The 19,559-nt window shown below is 41.0% G+C and carries 22 protein-coding genes; 20 read left to right on the plus strand and 2 right to left on the minus strand.

Features of this window, described 5'->3' with window-relative positions; genetic code table 11:
• The first annotated feature begins 145 nt into the window (after positions 1 to 145).
• The 5 genes from CVV21_03615 (at position 146) to CVV21_03635 (ending at position 4,416) form a co-directional block, all read left to right on the plus strand.
• A complete protein-coding gene (locus CVV21_03615) occupies positions 146 to 2,017 on the plus strand; it encodes a hypothetical protein (GenBank protein PKL92408.1) in 1,872 nt (623 codons plus the stop codon).
• Between the two features lie 83 nt (positions 2,018 to 2,100).
• Positions 2,101 to 2,880 carry a hypothetical protein gene (locus tag CVV21_03620; protein ID PKL92409.1) on the plus strand — a complete coding sequence of 260 codons (780 nt, stop codon included), beginning with the start codon at positions 2,101 to 2,103 and terminating at the stop codon, positions 2,878 to 2,880.
• Positions 2,881 to 2,935: 55 nt separating this feature from the next.
• On the plus strand, positions 2,936 to 3,655 hold the full coding sequence (locus CVV21_03625; GenBank protein ID PKL92410.1) for a hypothetical protein: 720 nt from the start codon (positions 2,936 to 2,938) through the stop codon (positions 3,653 to 3,655).
• Positions 3,656 to 3,658: 3 nt separating this feature from the next.
• On the plus strand, positions 3,659 to 3,949 hold the full coding sequence (locus CVV21_03630) for a hypothetical protein (protein ID PKL92411.1): 291 nt from the start codon (positions 3,659 to 3,661) through the stop codon (positions 3,947 to 3,949).
• Between the two features lie 35 nt (positions 3,950 to 3,984).
• The gene (locus CVV21_03635; protein PKL92412.1) at positions 3,985 to 4,416 is read left to right on the plus strand and encodes a hypothetical protein; all 432 of its coding nucleotides are present in this window, start codon (positions 3,985 to 3,987) and stop codon (positions 4,414 to 4,416) included.
• Positions 4,417 to 4,493: 77 nt separating this feature from the next.
• Here CVV21_03635 and CVV21_03640 read toward each other — a convergent pair whose 3' ends face one another.
• On the minus strand, positions 4,494 to 5,579 hold the full coding sequence (locus tag CVV21_03640; protein PKL92413.1) for a hypothetical protein: 1,086 nt from the start codon (positions 5,577 to 5,579) through the stop codon (positions 4,494 to 4,496).
• Positions 5,580 to 5,837: 258 nt separating this feature from the next.
• On the opposite strand from CVV21_03640, the gene CVV21_03645 reads away from it, so the two are divergent.
• The 6 genes from CVV21_03645 to CVV21_03670 all read left to right on the plus strand — a co-directional run bounded on the left by CVV21_03645 (position 5,838) and on the right by CVV21_03670 (position 11,275).
• On the plus strand, positions 5,838 to 6,287 hold the full coding sequence (locus CVV21_03645; protein ID PKL92414.1) for a hypothetical protein: 450 nt from the start codon (positions 5,838 to 5,840) through the stop codon (positions 6,285 to 6,287).
• 244 nt (positions 6,288 to 6,531) lie between these two features.
• Positions 6,532 to 6,777 carry a hypothetical protein gene (locus CVV21_03650; GenBank protein PKL92415.1) on the plus strand — a complete coding sequence of 82 codons (246 nt, stop codon included), beginning with the start codon at positions 6,532 to 6,534 and terminating at the stop codon, positions 6,775 to 6,777.
• A 153-nt stretch (positions 6,778 to 6,930) separates the two neighbouring features.
• Positions 6,931 to 7,674 (plus strand): GNAT family N-acetyltransferase, encoded by a 744-nt coding sequence (locus CVV21_03655; GenBank protein PKL92416.1) that lies wholly within the window; start codon positions 6,931 to 6,933, stop codon positions 7,672 to 7,674.
• A gap of 43 nt (positions 7,675 to 7,717) precedes the next feature.
• Positions 7,718 to 9,343, plus strand: coding sequence for a YgiQ family radical SAM protein (locus CVV21_03660; protein ID PKL92417.1), 1,626 nt, complete (start codon positions 7,718 to 7,720; stop codon positions 9,341 to 9,343).
• 3 nt (positions 9,344 to 9,346) lie between these two features.
• Positions 9,347 to 10,273, plus strand: a complete 927-nt coding sequence (locus CVV21_03665) for a hypothetical protein (GenBank protein PKL92418.1) — start codon at positions 9,347 to 9,349, stop codon at positions 10,271 to 10,273.
• Positions 10,274 to 10,414: 141 nt separating this feature from the next.
• A complete protein-coding gene (locus CVV21_03670; GenBank protein PKL92419.1) occupies positions 10,415 to 11,275 on the plus strand; it encodes a hypothetical protein in 861 nt (286 codons plus the stop codon).
• A gap of 188 nt (positions 11,276 to 11,463) precedes the next feature.
• On the opposite strand, the gene CVV21_03675 is transcribed toward CVV21_03670, so the two are convergent.
• The gene (locus CVV21_03675; protein PKL92420.1) at positions 11,464 to 11,658 is read right to left on the minus strand and encodes a hypothetical protein; all 195 of its coding nucleotides are present in this window, start codon (positions 11,656 to 11,658) and stop codon (positions 11,464 to 11,466) included.
• Between CVV21_03675 and CVV21_03680 the strand changes: the two genes are divergently transcribed.
• The 9 genes from CVV21_03680 (at position 11,657) to CVV21_03720 (ending at position 19,450) form a co-directional block, all read left to right on the plus strand.
• Entirely contained in the window at positions 11,657 to 14,017 is a 2,361-nt protein-coding gene (locus CVV21_03680) for a glycosyl hydrolase (GenBank protein PKL92421.1), read from the plus strand. The genes CVV21_03675 and CVV21_03680 overlap by 2 nt on opposite strands.
• A 129-nt stretch (positions 14,018 to 14,146) precedes the next feature.
• Positions 14,147 to 15,109, plus strand: a complete 963-nt coding sequence (locus CVV21_03685) for a hypothetical protein (GenBank protein PKL92422.1) — start codon at positions 14,147 to 14,149, stop codon at positions 15,107 to 15,109.
• A 145-nt stretch (positions 15,110 to 15,254) separates the two neighbouring features.
• Positions 15,255 to 15,863, plus strand: coding sequence for a hypothetical protein (locus tag CVV21_03690; protein ID PKL92423.1), 609 nt, complete (start codon positions 15,255 to 15,257; stop codon positions 15,861 to 15,863).
• Positions 15,864 to 15,875: 12 nt separating this feature from the next.
• The gene (locus tag CVV21_03695) at positions 15,876 to 16,628 is read left to right on the plus strand and encodes a hypothetical protein (protein PKL92424.1); all 753 of its coding nucleotides are present in this window, start codon (positions 15,876 to 15,878) and stop codon (positions 16,626 to 16,628) included.
• A 218-nt stretch (positions 16,629 to 16,846) separates the two neighbouring features.
• Positions 16,847 to 17,152: a hypothetical protein gene (locus CVV21_03700; GenBank protein ID PKL92425.1), complete on the plus strand. Its 306-nt coding sequence runs from the start codon at positions 16,847 to 16,849 to the stop codon at positions 17,150 to 17,152.
• 118 nt (positions 17,153 to 17,270) lie between these two features.
• Entirely contained in the window at positions 17,271 to 18,158 is an 888-nt protein-coding gene (locus tag CVV21_03705) for a hypothetical protein (GenBank protein ID PKL92426.1), read from the plus strand.
• Between the two features lie 35 nt (positions 18,159 to 18,193).
• Entirely contained in the window at positions 18,194 to 18,598 is a 405-nt protein-coding gene (locus CVV21_03710; protein PKL92427.1) for a peptide chain release factor-like protein, read from the plus strand.
• A gap of 217 nt (positions 18,599 to 18,815) precedes the next feature.
• A complete protein-coding gene (locus CVV21_03715) occupies positions 18,816 to 19,106 on the plus strand; it encodes a hypothetical protein (GenBank protein PKL92428.1) in 291 nt (96 codons plus the stop codon).
• 74 nt (positions 19,107 to 19,180) lie between these two features.
• Positions 19,181 to 19,450: a DUF86 domain-containing protein gene (locus CVV21_03720; GenBank protein ID PKL92445.1), complete on the plus strand. Its 270-nt coding sequence runs from the start codon at positions 19,181 to 19,183 to the stop codon at positions 19,448 to 19,450.
• The last annotated feature ends 109 nt before the right edge of the window (positions 19,451 to 19,559 follow it).

Below are 19,559 nucleotides of genomic sequence, written 5' to 3' on the forward strand. Positions count from 1 at the left end.
TAACCATGGCGGTAAAAACATAATGGGATTTGACGCGGAATTTGAAAAAGGGAAACAGGAATGTTTCAGAGCAGTGGTTTTCGTTGAAGGAAAGAAAAGCGGGTGCAAATTAACCCTTATCACGTTAATTTGAAAGGGGACGGAAATGAATACAAAATGCAGGCTTTCTTTCATGCACAAGTTTGTTTTTTTATTTTTGGTCATGAGTATTAACGCAGGTTATACACCTGTTATTGCTGATGGATTTCATATAGCTGATTCAACGATTCATCTGACGGAACCGGAGCAAAAGGCGGTAATCTCCTGGGACGGCAAAACAGAAACTATGTTATTGTCATCAGCTGTTGCGTCTGATGATATTGAAAATGTAGTCTGGATAGTGCCGATTTTGTCTTCAACAGTTCCGGTTGTAAAGCCCGGAGACATAAAAATTTTTGAATCATTGACCAAACTTTTTGAAAAACCGAAGCCGCAGGGAAGCAGGGCTATGCTGGCTGGGGGTGCCGAAGTTGTATACTCTGTCGCTATAGGCATATATGACATAACAATTTTAAAGGCGACAAGCGCGGCTGACCTTTTTAAGTGGCTTAAAAAAAGCGGCTATAAAGTACCTGATGAAAACTGGCATGTAAGCGGGGCGGGGTATTCAATAGACGGGGACAAAGCAACCGAAGAACAGATAGAATTTCTGAAAAAACAGAATTTTAATTTCCCGCATAAAGCTGCTGACATAGTGGAAGAGTATATAAGCAGGGGTAAGTGTTATTTTGTCATAAATAAAATAGACCTTAAGAACCGTCATTTGAAGGCAATAGAAACCCTGAATCTTGAATATAATAAAATGGAGTCGGAATACATAAAACTCTGCGAAGAGGTAAATAAAAGACTTGCTGTTCTTGGAATAGAAAAGAGAATCGGAGAATACCCTCCAAATCCTGAAACGCCAAATGAAGGGCTGACAAGATACTGGCAGGATTCAGAGATAAGGGCCGCGCTGGCATATCATATCAACGGCAAAAACAACCCTCTTGGACTGCCTGTAATACAAACACGGGATTTGGGAAACGGGCTGCAGGTACAGGCAAGGTTTCTTGTAAGGCCGGAATTTAATTTTCAGGATAAAAACAAATTCTTTCAGTTAATGAATTTGGATAATAAGGACTATACGCCCGAAATTACAATGCTGGTACTAAAAGACGGAAAGCCAATTGCCATGCTGCATGAGGATATTGATAATGAAGGGGATTGGAGGACATGGGTGCAGCCGGAACGTATGTTGCAGTCAATAACCCGCGGTTATTTTAATTCGTTTAGAAAAATCGCCCGTGAAGCTTTACTGACAAAAGATGAAGCGGATAAAGTGATGGGATATTACAGGGAATTAAAGAAAAAAAAGACATCAGAGTATGACGGGAAGCTGGTTGAAGAAACATTAAAAAAGCTTGAAGAATACAGGGCTGTAGTTCTTGCTTCGCTTGGTGATACTGCAGGGCAATGCGAAGACATGAACAGGACATTATACAATGGGCGGCGTAATTCCCGGAAATCTTCTATTTCAGGCAAACTGCAGGCCATGGGCTTTTATACGGGTAAAATATTTAATGGCTGGGCCCGTTCGGAAGATGTTTTGGAAGGCGCAAAGAGCAAAACTGATCTAAAAAAATACGGTGATTTGGTGGAAGATTTGCAGAAAATGAGCACGGGTATTGGCACACCGTTGATGTTTACGTTCAGCCCCGAAAAACCATATTATCCCCTGAAAATATCATCGCTGAATTATGGTAAAACCCTTGTTGAGGTCTATTACATTGATGATAAAGGCGTGGCAGATGAAAATGCAGTCCTTGAATCCCGTGAATATAAACTGATTGATGATAAAATTCGGGAGGAACTTAAGGATTTTAAAGGGATTAAATCGGCAAAAGTGGTTACTAGGCTAAGCTTTGAAGGGGAAACGAACCTGTTGAAAAATGATGCTGTTTTTATTAAGATACCGATACCGGAGCTTGGATTATAACCGGGTTTTGTCAAATGCGGGTTTGATGTTATATTTTTAGATTAAATAAAAAATATGATAGTTAAATAAACAAAAGGGAAAATATGAGAAAAACAAGGTTATTAAATTTTACAATCACATTAATAATCATCTTTTTTAGCGCTGTATTGATTTCGGCCGCTAATGAAAGTAAAAAGGATCCGGAATACTTGCGTGATATCGGTGAAAAACTGGTTAAGTGCCTGTTTTTTAATCAATGTACAAAGCCGGCAATGGAACAGAGAAAATCTGAAGAAATAGAACGTGTTATAGAACAGAGAATTGTTAAATATGGAAAATACAAGTATTTCATGGCTGAGAAGTATATTGTTAACGATGAATATGCAAGCGTGTATTTTAGGTATAAGCAAGAAAAGTTGAAAGGCGTAGTAAGAGTAAATGTTGATTATGATGCCGAACCATGGTATCAGATAGAAAGTTTGGAATTTTTAGCTGATAAAAAATCCATTCCTGAAAATGCAAGTGCATTTGTTACTTCATCCCAAAAAGTGATGTTTACGTTTCCTGAAAAAAGAAGCAAAGACACATATGGTTTTAAAACCGTGAATAATAACAAAAAAAGCAGCAAAAGTGGCAATAAGAAACAGGGCGTGGTCTCGCTTGAGTGGAATTGTAACGAAAACAAAAAGTATTGTGTCTATTTTAGTGAAGTTAAGGGGCGTGGTTATAGTAAAGCAAACGAGAAATTTATTGATAAATGCAGTTATACGGTAGAGGACTTAATTCCGGGAAAGAAGTATTATTTTGTTTTGACTGAAATCACAGATGATGTTTTGCCTATAGAGTCGCCCTTTTCGAAAGAGATATCCGGGAAAGCATATTAACATTATACGGCGCTGAATCATATGCAGTTAAAATCTAATTAGTTTAAAGGATAATATGAGATTAATTCAAAGGATATACTCGGCAAAAGTTATAATTGCAATGTATGTAACATTATTAATTATTCTTTCGGTAATAATGGGTGATATGCTTATTAGAAAAACATACAATTACTCGGCTAAGTCCCGTTATAAAAAAATAATCAAGAAATACGATAAGACGAATAGTTTAGACTTTGGTAAATATGTTAATGATCTTGCCGGTGATAAGACGCTAAAAAAGTATAGAAATATTAGTTTTGGATTATTTGGCAGAAACGATGGAACTTATATGTTAGATGATATTGATGGCTGGATGATTAGGTTTCAGATAGCAGAGGATTACGATTACTATATTTTAAGAATTCGCGGTTATGACGGTGATAAAAATAGGTTTAAAATCCCCGTGATAGAAATGTGTAATCTTGTCAGGAAATACGGTATAGTTTATTTTGATACTAATAAAAGAATGAATTCGTATCCTGCATTTAAAGTTTATTTTGATACCAGAATAATTAAAGACGATACTTTGCCGAAGTATGAAACGAAAATTGATATTCTTGACAAAAAGAAAAAGCCTTTGTATGTACAGGGTGTTTTAATTTATATAAATGACGAGAAGGAATATCAAAAATCAGAAGAATACTTAGAGGATAAACCTATCAGAATAAACGATAAAGTCTATTATATGTCGCGTTATGCATATTCGGTTAGATTTGTAAGTAAATACCAGGAGTAATAAATGAATAAACATATGATGATTTTGTTTTTGCCGATTCCTTTGATGATGGCAATAATTATGTTGGTGTTAAGATTGCATCATATGGATTTTGGATTGTTATTCTTTTTATCGGTTATAGTTTTCATTCTGCAAATAGGAGTACCGATAATAGTAATTACATATTTTAAAGATAATTTTAATGATTTTGTTCTATGGCTAAAAATAGCTTTTATCATTACAATTGGTATTTCTCTTGCTCCTGTATTGCTTTTATTATTTATTTTCGTAGTGACTTTAATACGAAGTGTTTAAGTGATTTTACAAACAAACCATGGCGGTAAAACATAATGGGATTTGACGCGGAATTTGAGAAGTGGAAACAGGAATGTTTTGGTAATTTCTGCATTACAAAATGCGAAAAAACCTGCTGTGATATGGGCAATGTGTCTCTACAGGTGAATTTAAAAGAGCTTAAAAAGATATACGGCGGTGAGATAACGCCGCAGGAGTATAAAGGGCTGGGTATTAAAACCGCCGCAAAGGGCATGTACAGTATTGAAAGCAAAACGTTCTGCCGCCAGTTTGACCCGCATACCCGCATGTGCCTTATGTATGACAGCAGGTCGTCAAGCTGCAGGGCGTTTCCGTTTTTTGTGGAAAAGGACGCGGTTATAATCAAGACCGGGTGCTCTCTTGCAAAAGGCGGGGCAGAGTACAAAAAACTTGCGCAGATAGCCTCCGCGTACGGCAAAGTAATAGTAACCCGCGCAGGAAGATAATAACCGCAACTGTTTTTTTGGACCAAATGTTTTTAATGTCGGTAAAACAATCAACTATGAAAATAATGTATAACCGGCTATTTTGTAGGGGATAACGCCATTACACTTGCTTTTGGCTGGTAATTGTTTTGGTCGTCTGTGCTGTTTTTACAGAATGCGGTGTATATAATACCTTTATCCGCGAATATTGTCTGGAATGTTAACTGGCCTTTTGGAAGGCCTGTGCCTGCGTTTACCCATTTTCCTTTGCTGAATTTCAAAACTACAGGGTCAAGTTTTGTGTCTGTGTACGAAAGGTATAAAGCGCCGTCCTGCGCTGACAGGGTTGTGTAGTATGCCTGGCCTTTTGAAAAACCCGGCTTGCCCACGTGGCTCCACTTGTTATTTTCATATTTCATTACGCAGGCGTTGCCGGAATCGCCCTTGTCAACAAAGGCGGCGTAAAGTATGCCTTTGTCTATGGTAATTGAAGTCGCGCAGACTTCGCCTTTAGATAATTCTCCGTCTCCAAGTTTAACCCATCTGCCGTTTTCCATTTTCTTTACTACGGCTTTTTTAGTTTTATTTGTATCGGAATATATCACGTATGGCACGCTGTCTGACACGCACATGGATACAAAGTCTGTATTGTCGGAGGAGAAAACCTCCGTGCCCACGGTCTCCCAACTGCTGCCGTTGAATTTAAGCACGCCCATTGTGCGTGAAAGCAGGTAAGGGGTGCCGTCTTCAACGTAGAATGATGTGTTTTCAACGGTTGATATTTCTTCCGGCATTCCCACATCCGCCCATTCGGTGCCGTTAAATGCCATTACTTTCTGTGTCAGGTAAGCCCTTTGCTCCGTCAGGGCTGTATCTATATATGCAGTATAAGGAATGCCTTTGCTGACAAACAGCGAAATATAAGACGCTAAATTATCAGAGAAATTACGCACGCCGACATGTTCCCAGGAACTGCCGTTAAATTTCATAACACTTGCTCTGTCATCCGCGGGAACATCATCAAAGGCAATGTAAAGCGTGCCATCATAGGCAAAAAGCGAAATCTTATCCATACCGCCGGGGGTAAAATTAGGTTCTCCCACGTAATTCCAAACGTCAGGTTTGCCGCAGCCGGTGAATAGTGTAATGATAATTGAAATTATAACTGCTGATATTTTTTTCATGCCGGGTCTCCTTAAAATTTTTATGCATTTTATCATGTGGGTTAGAAAATAGTAAGGGCAAAAGGGGATTAAACCCTGCCGAAGAAAATCAGGCATTAATCGCAGTTTTCATCCGGTTTAATATTGGGGTTTTGGATAGGGGATATAAATCAATGAAAACAGGCCTATAAATTGATAAAACTAACGTATACTTGGTATATGAACTGGAAAGAGTTAGATTTAAAAAGTAATGTGTTTTGTAATTTCCGGGAGGGTATAATGGATAATGAAACCAGGCAAATTGTGGAAGCAATGGCAGTCAATGAAGAGAAAATAATGGAATTGTATTCTGTATTTGCCTATAAATTCCCTAAGGACGCCGGCCTTTGGAATAAGCTTACCGAAGAAGAGAAAATGCACGCGCATATGGTAAGAGCTATTGGTGATTTGTTAAAAGACAATGACGTAAGGTTAAAAACAGACAGGTTTAGCAGGATTAACCTTCAGAATTTGCGCGAAAGGATTGAAAAAGAGATAAGAAAGGCAAATGCCGGGGGATATAATTCTGAATCGGCGTTGGAATATGCGGCATTAATTGAAAAAACTCTGCTTGAATCAAAAGCTTTTGAAGCGTTTGAAAGCGACATTCCGGATATGAAGAAATTACTTGGCGTGATTTTGTACGAAACACAAAAACACGCCAAAATCCTGGAAGAGTATATGTCTTAAGGGGTTCCATAATCCATCGTTAAGGCGATAGTCTAATAGCGTTGATGCAATACCTTTGCAAATACGAAGAAATTCTGATGGCAAGGCGGTCATAATTTGTCATTGTTCTATTTTGGGGTTATGGGCTGAAGTTTCATCTAATCTCTAATCACACTCCTTATATCTTCGCCAGACAATAGCGTCTGAAGACGCGCATAATAAAGGGAAAGGCGGTAATTCCTGGCTTGCCGGCACTGCAAGCCGGATGCATGTGGCGGCCACGCAGTATATCCTTGGCACAATGCCGGTGTTATCCGGGTTTATAATATCGCTGTGTGTTCCGGTTTCGTGGATGGAATTTTCTGTGAAAAGAAATTTCAGGGGATGCGAGTATAATATCAGTTATAAAAAGACCGGAACTTTCTCTGTAAGGGTTAATGGTATTGAGGTTAAAGGGAATATTATTGCTTCTCGCGAAGCTAAAGAAGTAAAAGTGGAAGTCAATTACTGAAGTGGTTTGGTATGAAGAGAAAATGCCTGAAAATCCCTACAAAATCTTTTGCTTTCGTAGGGGACGTGCTCCTGCGCGTCCCGTGTAGTCTGCTTTTTGATTAAAAAAAAGAGCCGCTGATACTTGTTGTCAAATATATGGTAGAATTAGTACATGTCAAACGCACACGGCCTTATACAGAAAATAGAGGAACTTTCATTTAACGCAATGCCGGCGTTAAAAGAGACAATGTACGACGGCTGGCTTCTGCGGTTTTCCGGAGGTTATACAAGGCGTGCCAATTCGGTTAACCCTATTTACCATTCAAACATAGAAACCTTAAGTAAAATTAAATATTGCGAGCAGTCCTATCAAAGGGAAAATATCCCTTTAATTTTTAAAATGACAGACCTTGCTTTCCCTTTGGGCCTTGATCAGCTTCTTGCCGAACAGGGGTTTAAAGAGTCTGATTCTGTTTCAGTTCAAATAGCGGAAATAGCAGGGATAAGCCCGGATATTCAGGCAGAAGAAATGGTGGTGCCTGACGATAAGTGGGTTGAAGCGTATCTGAAAATGATGGGGTATGATATTAAGTTTATGAAAACTGTTCAAACCCTTGCGGCAGAGACAATACCGGAAAAAGCATTCATGCGCATCAGCGTAAAAGGCGAGACCGTTGCAGTGGGTTATGCTGCGGTAGAAGACGGGTTTACCGGTATTTTTGACCTGGCTGTCACGGAAAAGTACAGGCAGAAAGGTTATGGAAGGCAGTTGATGTTAAATCTGCTTGAATTTGGCAGAAAAAACGGCGCGCAGAACGCGTATCTTCAGGTGATTGAAACAAATAAGCCGGCGTTGGCCCTGTATTCTTCACTGGGATTTAAAGAGACGTATAAGTACTGGTATAGAATTAAATAGGAAATCCTTGCAATCACAATAATATAAATATTAAAGGAGAATTATGTTCCTTCCTGTAACAAAAGAAGAGATGCAGAAGCTTGGCTGGAAGCAGTGCGACATTATACTTGTGACAGGCGACGCGTATATTGACAGCGCTTATATGGGTGTGGCTGTAATAGGAAATTATCTTTCAGCGCACGGTTATAAAGTGGGCGTGATTGCCCAGCCCGATTACCAGAGCGATGCGGACATAACCGCGCTTGGGGAACCCGCCATATACTGGGGCGTCACAGGCGGAAGCGTGGATTCAATGGTGTCCAATTTTACCGCGTCCTTAAAAAGAAGAAAGATGGACGACTTTACGCCGGGCGGGGTTAATAACAAAAGGCCTGACAACGCGTCTATAGTTTATTGCAACCTTATAAGAAAATATTTTAAACAGACAAAGCCGATAGTACTGGGCGGTATAGAGGCAAGCTTAAGGCGCATAGCGCATTATGATTATGTAAAAGATAATATCAAGCGTTCCATACTTTTTGATGCCAAGGCAGATTACATTGTTTACGGCATGGGCGAAAAGACCTCTTTAAAACTGGCAGAAGCAATAAAAAACGGGGAAAATCCGGCAGAACTGCGCGGGTTGTGTTACATATCAACGGCAATTCCTGACGGCTATTTAACAATCCCGTCATTTGAAGAAGCCAAGGCAGACAAGGAAAAATTTCTTGAAATGTTTATGTCTTTTCATAAAAACGGCCAGCTTGCAAATCCCAAAGGGCTTGTTCAAAAGCAGGACACAAGGTACCTGGTTCAGAACCCGCCGCAGGTTTATGATACTTATGATTTGGATGAAATCTACGGACTTAGTTATGAAAGGGACGCGCATCCTATATATAAAAACAAGGGTGTAATACGCGCCCTTGAAACTATCAGATTTTCCATCACCACGCACAGGGGATGTTTTGGCAACTGCAGTTTCTGTGCTATTTCATTACTTCAGGGGACTAAGATAATAGACAGAAGCGAAGAGTCCATTCTTAACGAGGCGCGGGAAATTGCGGCGCTGCCCGATTTTAAGGGGTACATTACCGACCTTGGCGGGCCCACTGCCAATATGTACGGCATGAATGAAAACGGGGAATTTAAAATTTCCCATAAAAGGCAGACAGCGCTGTTAAGAAAAATAAGGGAAATAAAAGGTATTAAGAAAGTCTTTGTGGCGTCCGGCATCCGCTACGATTTGATATTCAGGGACAGGGAATTCGGCATGGAATACCTTGAAGAAGTAACCGCGCACCATGTTTCCGGCCAGCTTAAGGTGGCGCCGGAACATTCGGATGAAAGAATACTTAAACTTATGAATAAGCCCGGCAGCCGTGACCTTATAAAATTCAAGGCGGAATTTGAAAAAGCAGGCAGTAAGAACGGACTTAATCAGCATTTAACATATTACTTTATAGCGGCGTATCCCGGGTGCGGTGAGACAGAAATGAAAAGGGTGGCGTCTTTTGTAAAGGATGTCCTGGGGACAAAGGCGGAACAGGTTCAGATATTTACCCCCACGCCTTCCACAATGGCCACTGCAATGTATTACACGGAAAAAAATCCTGAAACAGGGGAAAAACTGTTTGTGGAAAAAAATATAGGCGCCAAAGAGTGGCAGAAGCGGCTGTTAACGGGCGGATGATAATTGAAAAGTGAAAGGATAAATAATACAAAAACAGAGACCCGTCTTATTAAAGTATCTTCCGGCGGCGAGAAACGGCTGGATATTTACCTTAAAGACGCCGTCCCTGTAACCAGAAACAGGGCGCGCGCCATGATTGACAGCGGCAGGGTATTTGTAAACGGGGAGATTCAGTCAAAATACCACCGGCTTGTAAGGTGCGGCGATGATGTGCAGTTTGATTTTCTGGTAAAAACCGGTATAGAAATTAACCCGTTTGAAAAAGAGCTTGAAGTGGTTTATGAAGGTGATAATTTTATAGCGGTAAATAAACCCGCGGGAATGATAGTTCATCCCACCGGATACGGCGAACAGGACACCCTTGTAAATGCCGCCGCCAATATGAAAAGGGGGGACACAGTCCATGCCATTAACCGCCTTGACAGGGATACCACGGGCATAGTGCTTCTGGCTTTTGATAAAAAAAAAGCGGCAGAGCTTGCGGAACTTATTAAAGACAGGAACGTATATAAAGAATATACCTGCCTTGTACACGGCAGGGTTGCGGGCAAAGGCAATATTGAACTTGAAATTTCAAACGGCGGCAACGGCGCAAAATGCAGGAAAGCGGTGGAAACCGGCGGCAAAAGCGCGGCCACTGTTTATGAGCCAAAAGGGTATTATAAAGGCGCGACACTGCTGAAAGTGATAATTAAGACAGGGCGCACCCACCAGATAAGGGCGCACATGCAGTTTATAAAACACCCGATAATAGGGGATAAGACATACGGTAATTTAGAAGCGGATGAGAAACTGCTGGGGGATAATGCCCCCAAAAGGCAGTTATTGCACGCGGGGCTTATGGAATTTAAACTGAATAAACAGTTGGTATCAATTACAGCCCCATTACCGGAAGATTTTAAAACCGCGCTGGAAAAGTTAAGCGTTTAGAGTTATTTTTAAGTTTTAGTTTAATGCGTTTCTATCGCTTATGCTTAACTGCTTATAGCTTAATTTGCTAAGTTTATCCTGATTTGATATATTGAAATAAATCTGTTATATTTAATTAGGAAAACAAAAAAAGGGGGAGTTATGGATTACGAAGCAAAAAAAAACGGGCTTGATATAAAAGGAAAAGGGACAAACAATATTGTGGTGGTAAAGCCCGCCATTTATTCCGTATATGAAATGAATATATTAAGAAGTATAGAATCGTACCTGATTGAAACTGAAAAAAATCTTGTTGTATATACTGCCAAAAACCAGAATGAAGTGGCAAAGTCACTTATGATGGATATCGCGGAAGAAAAAAAAGCTGACGGTGTTATTACAATAAATGTAAAACCCGATGCAGGGCTTATTGATGCTTATAATAGGTTTGATGTACCGCTGGTGATGATAGACGGCGGTATCATGGGCGGTGTTAACTGTATAAATGTTGATGATTTTCAAAGCGGATATACTGCCGCTGAATACCTGATTAAAAAAGGCAGGCGCAGAATAGTGGTGACCGCAGGCGACCCAAGATATGGTTATTCCCAGGATGAAAGGATTAAAGGGTGCAGAAAAGCGTTTTATGATTTCGGTATACCTGAATCGCGTTTTGAAATTCTTGATTTGTTCCTGTACTCCAGGGAAGACGGGCTGTCGGCTTTTACGGATGTAATGAACTTCAGGCCGGACGCTATATTCTGCGCCAACGGCGACTACTTTGCGTCCGGGCTTTTAGAACAGGCAAAGGATAATGGTTTTGAAGTGCCTGAAAAAATCGCGATAATAGGCCACGATGACACGGACCTTGCGGAAACAATGAAATTAACAACGATGAGGCAGCCGGCTTCCAGTATGGGGGAAAAAGCAATGGAAGTTTTGTTTGAAAATATATCAGGAAAAAACACCGACCCTGTTAATGTTGTATATCAGGCAGAACTTGTGGAGAGGGAAACGGCATAAGAACTGCAGCTAGGCAGCTAGGCAGCTAGGCAGCTAGGCAGATAGGCAGCTAGGCAGCTAGGCGGCTAGGCGGCTAGGCGGCTAGGCGGCTAGGCGGCTAAGCGGCTAAGCGGCTAAGCGGCTAAGCGGCTAAGCGGCTCGGCAGCTAGGTTAATCCAAAGAAATACTTTATCTTATTTGCACTTTTATTATTTTTGTAGAACTGTGTCCTTATCGTCTTTGCCAAGCCGCCAAGCTGCTTTATTATCATTCTTGCAGAACTGCGTCTTTATCGTCTTTGCCCAGCCGCTGAGCTGCCAAGCTGCCCAGCTGCTTTTTTTGTTGAATATTCCCCCATATAATATTATTATTAATCCAAAATAAAACCCAAAAGGCGGATGCATGGCTTCTGAAAAATACCTGAATAATAATTTATCGTTTGAAGAGCGGGCGGATGATTTAATATCACGCATGACGCGCGCGGAAAAAATATCCCAGCTTTTTCATGAATCGCCGGCTATTCCTCGTTTGGGAATAAAAAGATACAACTGGTGGAATGAATGCCTTCACGGCGTCGCGCGGGCGGGTATTGCCACGGTATTCCCGCAGGCAATAGCGCTGGCTGCCATGTTTGATAAAAAGCAGATGCATGCAATCGCGTCCGCCATTTCTGATGAAGCGCGCGCGAAATATCATGAGGCATTAACCGAAGACGGAAGCGGGCAGTATTTTGGCCTTACCTTCTGGTCGCCCAATATAAATATTTTCCGCGACCCAAGATGGGGGCGCGGGCAGGAAACTTACGGCGAATGCCCGTATTTAACCGCGCGCCTTGGCGTACAGTTTGTGCGCGGGCTTCAGGGGAATGATAAAAAATACTTAAAAACTGCCGCCTGCGCAAAACATTTTGCCGCGCATAGCGGTCCGGAAAATCTGCGGCATGGCTTTAATGCCGCAGTTTCTTTAAAGGATTTATATGAAACTTATTTTCCGGCGTTTGAAGCCCTTGTAAAAGAAGCGGCTGTGGAAAGTGTAATGGCCGCGTATAACAGGTTAAACGGGGAAGCGTGCAGCGCGGGTAAAATATTATTAACTGATGTGCTTCGTGATAAATGGGGGTTTAAAGGGCATGTGGTGTCTGACTGTGAGGCCATAGATGATATTTATAAATTCCATAAACTGGCGGAAAATCTTGAACAGGCGCTGTCAATGGCAATAGAAAACGGCTGCGACTTAAACTGCTGCAATGAAATATGCACGTCCGCGAAACAGGGTGTTATTAAAGCCGACGCGCAGAATATGATAAAAGAGGAATGGATAAACCGTAATTTAAAACGGCTGCTTTTAACCCGCTTTAAACTGGGAATGTTTGACGCGCCTGATCTGGTGCCATTTACAGATATTTCCGCGGATATAATTGACTGCAAAAAACACCGTGCTATGGCATTAAAAGCGGCGCAGGATTCGGTAGTGCTGCTTGCAAATAACGGCGTGCTTCCGCTTAATAAAAAGAAGATAAAAACTGTTGCTGTCATAGGGCCTAACGCGGATGATGTGGAAGTTTTGCTTGGCAATTACAGCGGGACTCCATCATCTCCGAAAACAGCACTTAAAGGTTTTGCGGAACTTAAAGGTATTAAAGTGATTTATAAAAAAGGGTGTGAATTAACCGGAACTGATAAAAAAGGTTTTCCGGAAGCGGTTAAATGCGCTGAAAAAGCAGACGCGGTAATACTGTGCCTTGGGTTATCTCCGAAAATAGAAGGGGAAGAGTGCGATACAAACGGGTTTGAAAGGTCAAATCTTGGGCTTCCCGGCGTTCAGCAGCAGCTTATAAAACAGATTAAAAAAACAGGCAAACCTGTGATTGTTGTACTGCTGTCGGGCGGCGCCGTATCTTTAAGCCCGGACAGCGCGGATGCGGTGCTGCAGGCGTGGTATCCGGGGCAGGCGGGCGGCGCGGCAATAGCGGATATTATTTTTGGCGCGGTAAGCCCGTCGGGTAAACTGCCTGTCACGGTTTATAAAAACGCAAAACAGCTTCCGGCTTTTGAAAACTATGATATGAAAGGCAGAACCTACAGATATTTTAAAGGCAAGCCGTTATACCCGTTTGGACACGGGCTGTCATACACAAAATTTAAATATTCGGATTTTAAAGTTAAGCGGGCATCAGGAAATCACAAGGTTTCGGTAACGGTAAAAAATACCGGCAGGTTAAAAGGCGCGGAAGTTGTACAGGTTTATATCGCGCCGCCCGGTGCCGGTAAAACAGCGCCCATAAAACAGCTTGCGGGGTTTGAAAAAATAGAGCTTACGCCGGGGCAGAAAAAAACAGTAAAATTTATTATCTCTTCTGAACAAATGCAGATAATAAATATAAAAGGGGAAAGGGAATCAGCATACGGGGATTTTATAATATGGATAGGCGGAACTCAGCCGGGCTTTGAAAAGATGAATTACTGCACGCAGGTATTAAGAAAAAAAATCAGCCTGATTCCGCCGGTGTTGGGAAGGCCGACTGTCTGGTCTGTGTATATTCTTAAGTGCGCGGATGGGACGCTTTACACCGGGATTACCAAGGATATTCAGCACAGGATAAAGACGCATAACAGCGGGAAAGGCGCCCAATATACACGGGCTCACCGGCCTGTAAAACTTGCGCATCTGGAAACAGGGTACGACGTGGGTAGTGCTATGGCAAGGGAAAAGGCCATAAAAGCGCTGACAAGAGAAGAAAAAATAGGTCTTTTTACAAAATAAAAAGATAGACATACAGGCTGCTGTATTTTATACTTTCCCGTATAAAATACAGAAACATGGGATAAAAAAACAATTTCTATGATATAATTTTGTTGAAGGCAAGAATATAACGACGAGGAAGGCTAAAAAATGAAAAAGCTGTTGGTAATCCCAGTTATCATACTGATGGCGGCAGGTTTATCCCAGGGATGCGCGGATAAACTTAATACCGTATCTCCCATAGTAAACGAAAATGCTGTTATTGTTCCTACGCCGGTAGAAGTGTCTGTTATTCCTTCGGGTTTTGTTGCAATTTCCGGCCTTAGCGGATATCTGCAGACAGTATCTGTAATGAATGAGGTTGTATATGCGGCAGGCGGAACTGACGGCGTCTTAAGGACAGCAGATGTTTATTCGTCCGCTGACGGCATTAATTTTTCGCTGGTTACGGACACTCCTGCATTTACGCCAAGGACAGGCCACGCGATGACTGTGTTTAATAATGCGTTGTGGATAATTGGCGGTTATGACGGCAGTTATAAAAATGATGTCTGGTATTCAGGTAACGGGACGCAGTGGTATCAGGCTTCAGATAGTGCGGATTTTTCACCGAGGCAGGGAATGACGCTGCAGACATTTAAAGGGAATATGTGGGTTATTGGCGGCGCTGATTCAAAAGGCGAAGCCGGCGATATTTACTGGTCCTTAAATGGGGCTGCCTGGGTTAAAGCGGCAAACGCACCCGCAGGCACGGGAATAGGACATACAAGTTTTGTGTTTAACGGAAAAATGTATATAATTTCCGCGGTGCAGAAAAATAAAAAATATGACAACCCTTTATGGGTAAGCGATGACGGAATAAACTGGGCATTGGCTGACAAAGACCTTAACTTTGGTTTTCAGCACATTGCCGGCGCGGTTGTCATGAACAATAAGATTTATGTATTAGGCGATGTGTGCGCCAATTATCCGGATGCCATAGCGCAAAAGGGAGATGTATATGAAAGCGAAGACGGATTAAAGTGGAAAAAGATGAAGATAGATAACGCCGGGATTAAATGCGGATTCCATCCGGTTGCTTTTGGGGATAAAGTGGTGCTGGTCGGGGGATAATAGTAAATAAGCCATAGCCATAAATAGGACGGAAAAAAACAATATGGATGCCAAAAAATTGTGGCATCCTTTTTTATTTTTATGTTATTATAATAATCATATATGGTTTTGAGGGACGCCATGTAAATCTTACGGGAGGGAATACGTGAAAAAGATATTTCTTTTTTTATGTTTGTTGTGTTTTGTTTTTGCCGGTTGCGGCCCGATGTACAGTGTAAAGAGGGATAAGAAAGGTATTTATAGAACCGCGGAACTTGAATACAACAAGTTAGAGAAAAAGACGGGAGAGGGCGATACTTTTTTTAATATCATTAAATATACTTATGGCAGTAAAAATTTTTATGGGGTAAAAATCGCATACAGTTACAGGGATACCGGGTTAATGGTTAAAATTGCTTTTGTTGAACTGGGGGGCGCCCCGATTTTTGGCATTAGAAAAAAAGACGGTGTGCTGATAGCGGTTAATAGCGGAAAGAGTTTTCCTTTAAAGTATAAGACAAGCCCCGAACATCAGGTGCAGACAATGAGCAGCACTAATGGAATGAGTGAAAAGATTCATAATGAAAAGGTGGAGTGCATGCTTACTTTGAAACAGCTGGCATACCTTGCAAAAGCGGACAGCGCTACTGTAACCCTGATGGGGACCGATGAAACAAACAGCGGCAAAGAGAAAAAAGCGGAATTTATTTTTACCAAAGAAAACTTTAAAATTATTAAGCAGTTCTACGATGAAGAAGTTATGAAAAAAATATAGGCGGGATAAAAGGTGAAAAAAACAATCGTACTGACTATGCTTCTCTTAACTCTGGGTTTTTCATTTTTATCTGCAGCCGGCAAGGATATGCAGTGGGTAAAATATGGAATCAATCTGCAAAAGAACGGTAATTATGAAAAGGCAATACTGGCTTTTGAAAATGCAATAAGGTTAAACCCTGAAAACGCCTATGCTTATAGGTATATAGGGGCGGCTTATCTTGAAATGAAGGATTACGACACGGCTGTTGAATATTTTCAGAGGGCTTATGACATTATGCCGACTCCGGCATTAAAAAAGCAGATAGAAGAGCTGGATGTAAAGGTTTTTGGAGAAGGTAAATTTGTATTGTATCCCGTGAAGTTTGAAGTTTTTGGGGGGATGGGAATGAACCTTAGTACCTTTATGTATACCTCCGATTTTTCAAATTTTTTCAGGTATGGCGCAATGGTTTCATACCATTTTGTCCCATGGTTTGATGTTAAAACAGGTGTAATAGGCGGCTGGGGATATGATATTCCTGTAATGGCAAGGTTCAGTTACAGGCTTCCCTGGAATAACAGGACTATTGCAGGTATAGGAGCGGGCGCTTATGTGAATTTTGGGGCTCCTATAAGTTTCGGCAATGATAGTGGCGTAGTGCTTGCAGCAGATGTAAGGTATGTAATTGGGCCTGTGGCGCTTGTTGGGACGCAGATGATAATGTATGGACTTGCGGAAATGCCAAGGTTATCGACATATACACTTGCAGGTATTGCATTTTAATAATATGATTTATCATTTTTTCACGGCAAAGACAATATCAAATTCTTCTGTCGGCCGGATATCAGTAACTAATAGTGCATTAGAAAAAAACCTATAAATAGAGAGGGGATAAAAATGATGCCAAAAAATTGTGGCATCCTTTTTTATTTTTATGTTATTATAATAAAATAAACATGGTTATGAGGGTATGCTATGTAAAAATAATGGGAGGGAATACAATGAAGAGGTTGCTTTTGCTTTTATCGGTTTTTGTTTTTGCTTTAATGCTTGCGTCAGCGTGCAGTAAAACCACAGCCGCGGATGAAATTACCATCACGGTAAACAACAACACGTCTATTTATGGGTTTAAAATCACAAATAAAACAACCGGAGACGTATTGGAAAGCGACTTGTCAGCGGGGTATTCACAGGACTTTAAAATAAAAAAAGAAGAGTGCCTTAAGTATGATAAGTATTGGCTTGGAGCGCTTCAGAGTTCTACGGAAGGCTGTTATACTGTTTCTCAGAGTGTTGATTTAGATTAAGGGCGGTTAAATTTTCGCGCGGGAAAACGCAGCTGTTTTCCCGCGCTTTTTTCTTTAAAAGTTACTATCAGGGTATAGTTTATTTGATGAAAAAACTTTATGAAAACGGGAGAATAAAATGGCAAAAGAACAGGGTATTAAGGTTATTAGCACGATTAAAGAGGCGGCAGTATTATATTTTAAGAATTTTCCGCTGCTTTTCACAATTATGATTATTATGGAAATTCCTATTTTTGGATACATGTTTCAGATGGGGCTTATGACAAAAAATCCTGAAAATCCTGTTTATGCAATTATGTTTTTTGCGACAATGGCAGCAGCAACACTGCTGGCTGTTGCGGGATGGAATGCGTCCGTGAGTGCTTTTTCTTCTCTTTACAAGGGTGAAAAGACAGGGCTTGGAATAGCTTACAAGGTTGGATTTAAAAGGTATTTTAGAAGCCTTGCGGCAGGCATACTTTATATTCTTATTGCAATGGGCGGCACCGTGCTTCTTATAATTCCGGGATTAATTTTTATAATAACATATATGTTTGCCATTCCTGTGGCAGTGCTTGAAGATGTTAAGGTAAGCCCTTTAAAAATGTCCGCAAAACTTTCCAGGAATAACAAATGGCAGCTGTTTGCTATTTTCCTGCTTCTTTATATTGTTGTATGCGGGCCGGCTTTTCTTATCTCTTATTTAAGCGGGGCATATGCGGATCCTGTAAAATCAATGGATATTACATATTTACTTTTAAGTTCCATACCGGGTATTTTATTAGGGCAGTTATTTACGGGAGCTTTGGTTATAGCCTACGAGAAACTGAAAGAAGTGAAAAAAGATGAAATTAAGCCGGAAGAGTTAAAGGGCTTAAGCACGCCTATCGGATGCCTTGTAAGCGCGCTGATATTGGTTGGTGTAATGGTTGTAGGTGTTATAGTTGGGGTAGTGGTGGGAAAATCTGCGGAAGCGATTAAGAATAAAGCTGCAATTGAATCGTCAAGCGTTACGGAGACAGAGTAATTTAATATTGATTTATTAAAAGGAAGTTTTAAAAGATGAACTTAACACGTCTTGAAGAGGTAAACCAAAGGCTTGCCAGGCTTGGTGTGAAGGAAGCGGATTTTACGGAGCAGTTTATCCGCTCCGGCGGGCATGGCGGACAGAATGTTAATAAGGTGGAAACAGCAGTGCGGCTTGTTTATAAGCGCGAAAGCATGGATATTAAATGCATGGAAGAACGCTCCCAGCTTTTAAACCGTGTGCGCGCAAGGGAGATTCTTGCGGAGCGCATTGAAAAAAAGCGTGAAGACGCAAGGCTGTCAGCGCGCGCCCAGGCGGAAAAAATCCGCAAGCAAAAAGCAGGCAGACCCAAAGCCATAAAACGCAGGATACTGGAAGATAAGCGCAAAAAAAGCCGGGTAAAAAAAGACCGCAAATGGCGCCCCGGCAGGGATGATTAATATATTGTTTCACCGTCCCGGTAGCCGCGCCTTTTAAGGCGCGTGTCCTTGTTTGATAACACATGTATTCCTGTTTCTTTCGCTTGTAAACCCGCTTCAACCGCGGGCTGCCGTCTACGGCTGTCAGGCGCTATAAAATTTTTATTAATGACTATGCGCATTCGTGTTGACCTGCTGTAATAGTTTAAGGTAAAATTGTAGTAGAGGTGAATTAATCATGAAATATACTGAAATCAAGAAAAGGCTGAAAGACAAAAAAAAGGAACTTGCGGATACATACAGCATAACTGAAATAGGGCTTTTTGGCTCTTATGTAAGGGGTGAAGAGCATTCCGGAAGCGATATTGATGTGCTGATAAGTTTCAAAGAAGAACCAAGCCTTTATGGATTCATTGAACTGGAAAATAAACTTTCTGAATTGCTTGAAACTAAAGTTGACCTTGTTGAAAAATCCGCTTTAAAACCGGGTATTGGCAAAAATATTCTCTCGGAGGTTCAGTACATTTGAGCAAACGCGAGTACGTGGACTACGCCAACGACATTAAATCCGAAATAAATAATATAACAACATTCACTAAGAATATGGACTTTGAAACTTTTTTGCGGGATATAAAAACCCAGCATGCTGTTATCAGGGCGCTTGAAGTGATTGGCGAGGCGGTCAAAAAATTACCGGATGAAATTAAGTTGAAATATCCGCAGGTTAAATGGAAGGAAATAGGCGGTACAAGGGATAAACTTATCCATGAATATTTTGGTGTGAATTTTAAGATAGTATGGAAGGTCAGGGATGAAGAATTGGGAAAGATTCTTCCGGTTATTGAAGAGATAATTAAAGGGGCGAAAGAATAAAGGATGCAAAGTGATTAAAATTTCTATGAAATATATATAGCTAAAGATTTTATAACTTGAAGCGGATAACCGGCAGGGCTATAATTATTGAGATAACCGGATGTACTTA

The organism is Candidatus Goldiibacteriota bacterium HGW-Goldbacteria-1, assembly GCA_002839855.1.
GTDB lineage: Bacteria > Oederibacteriota > PGYV01 > PGYV01 > PGYV01 > PGYV01.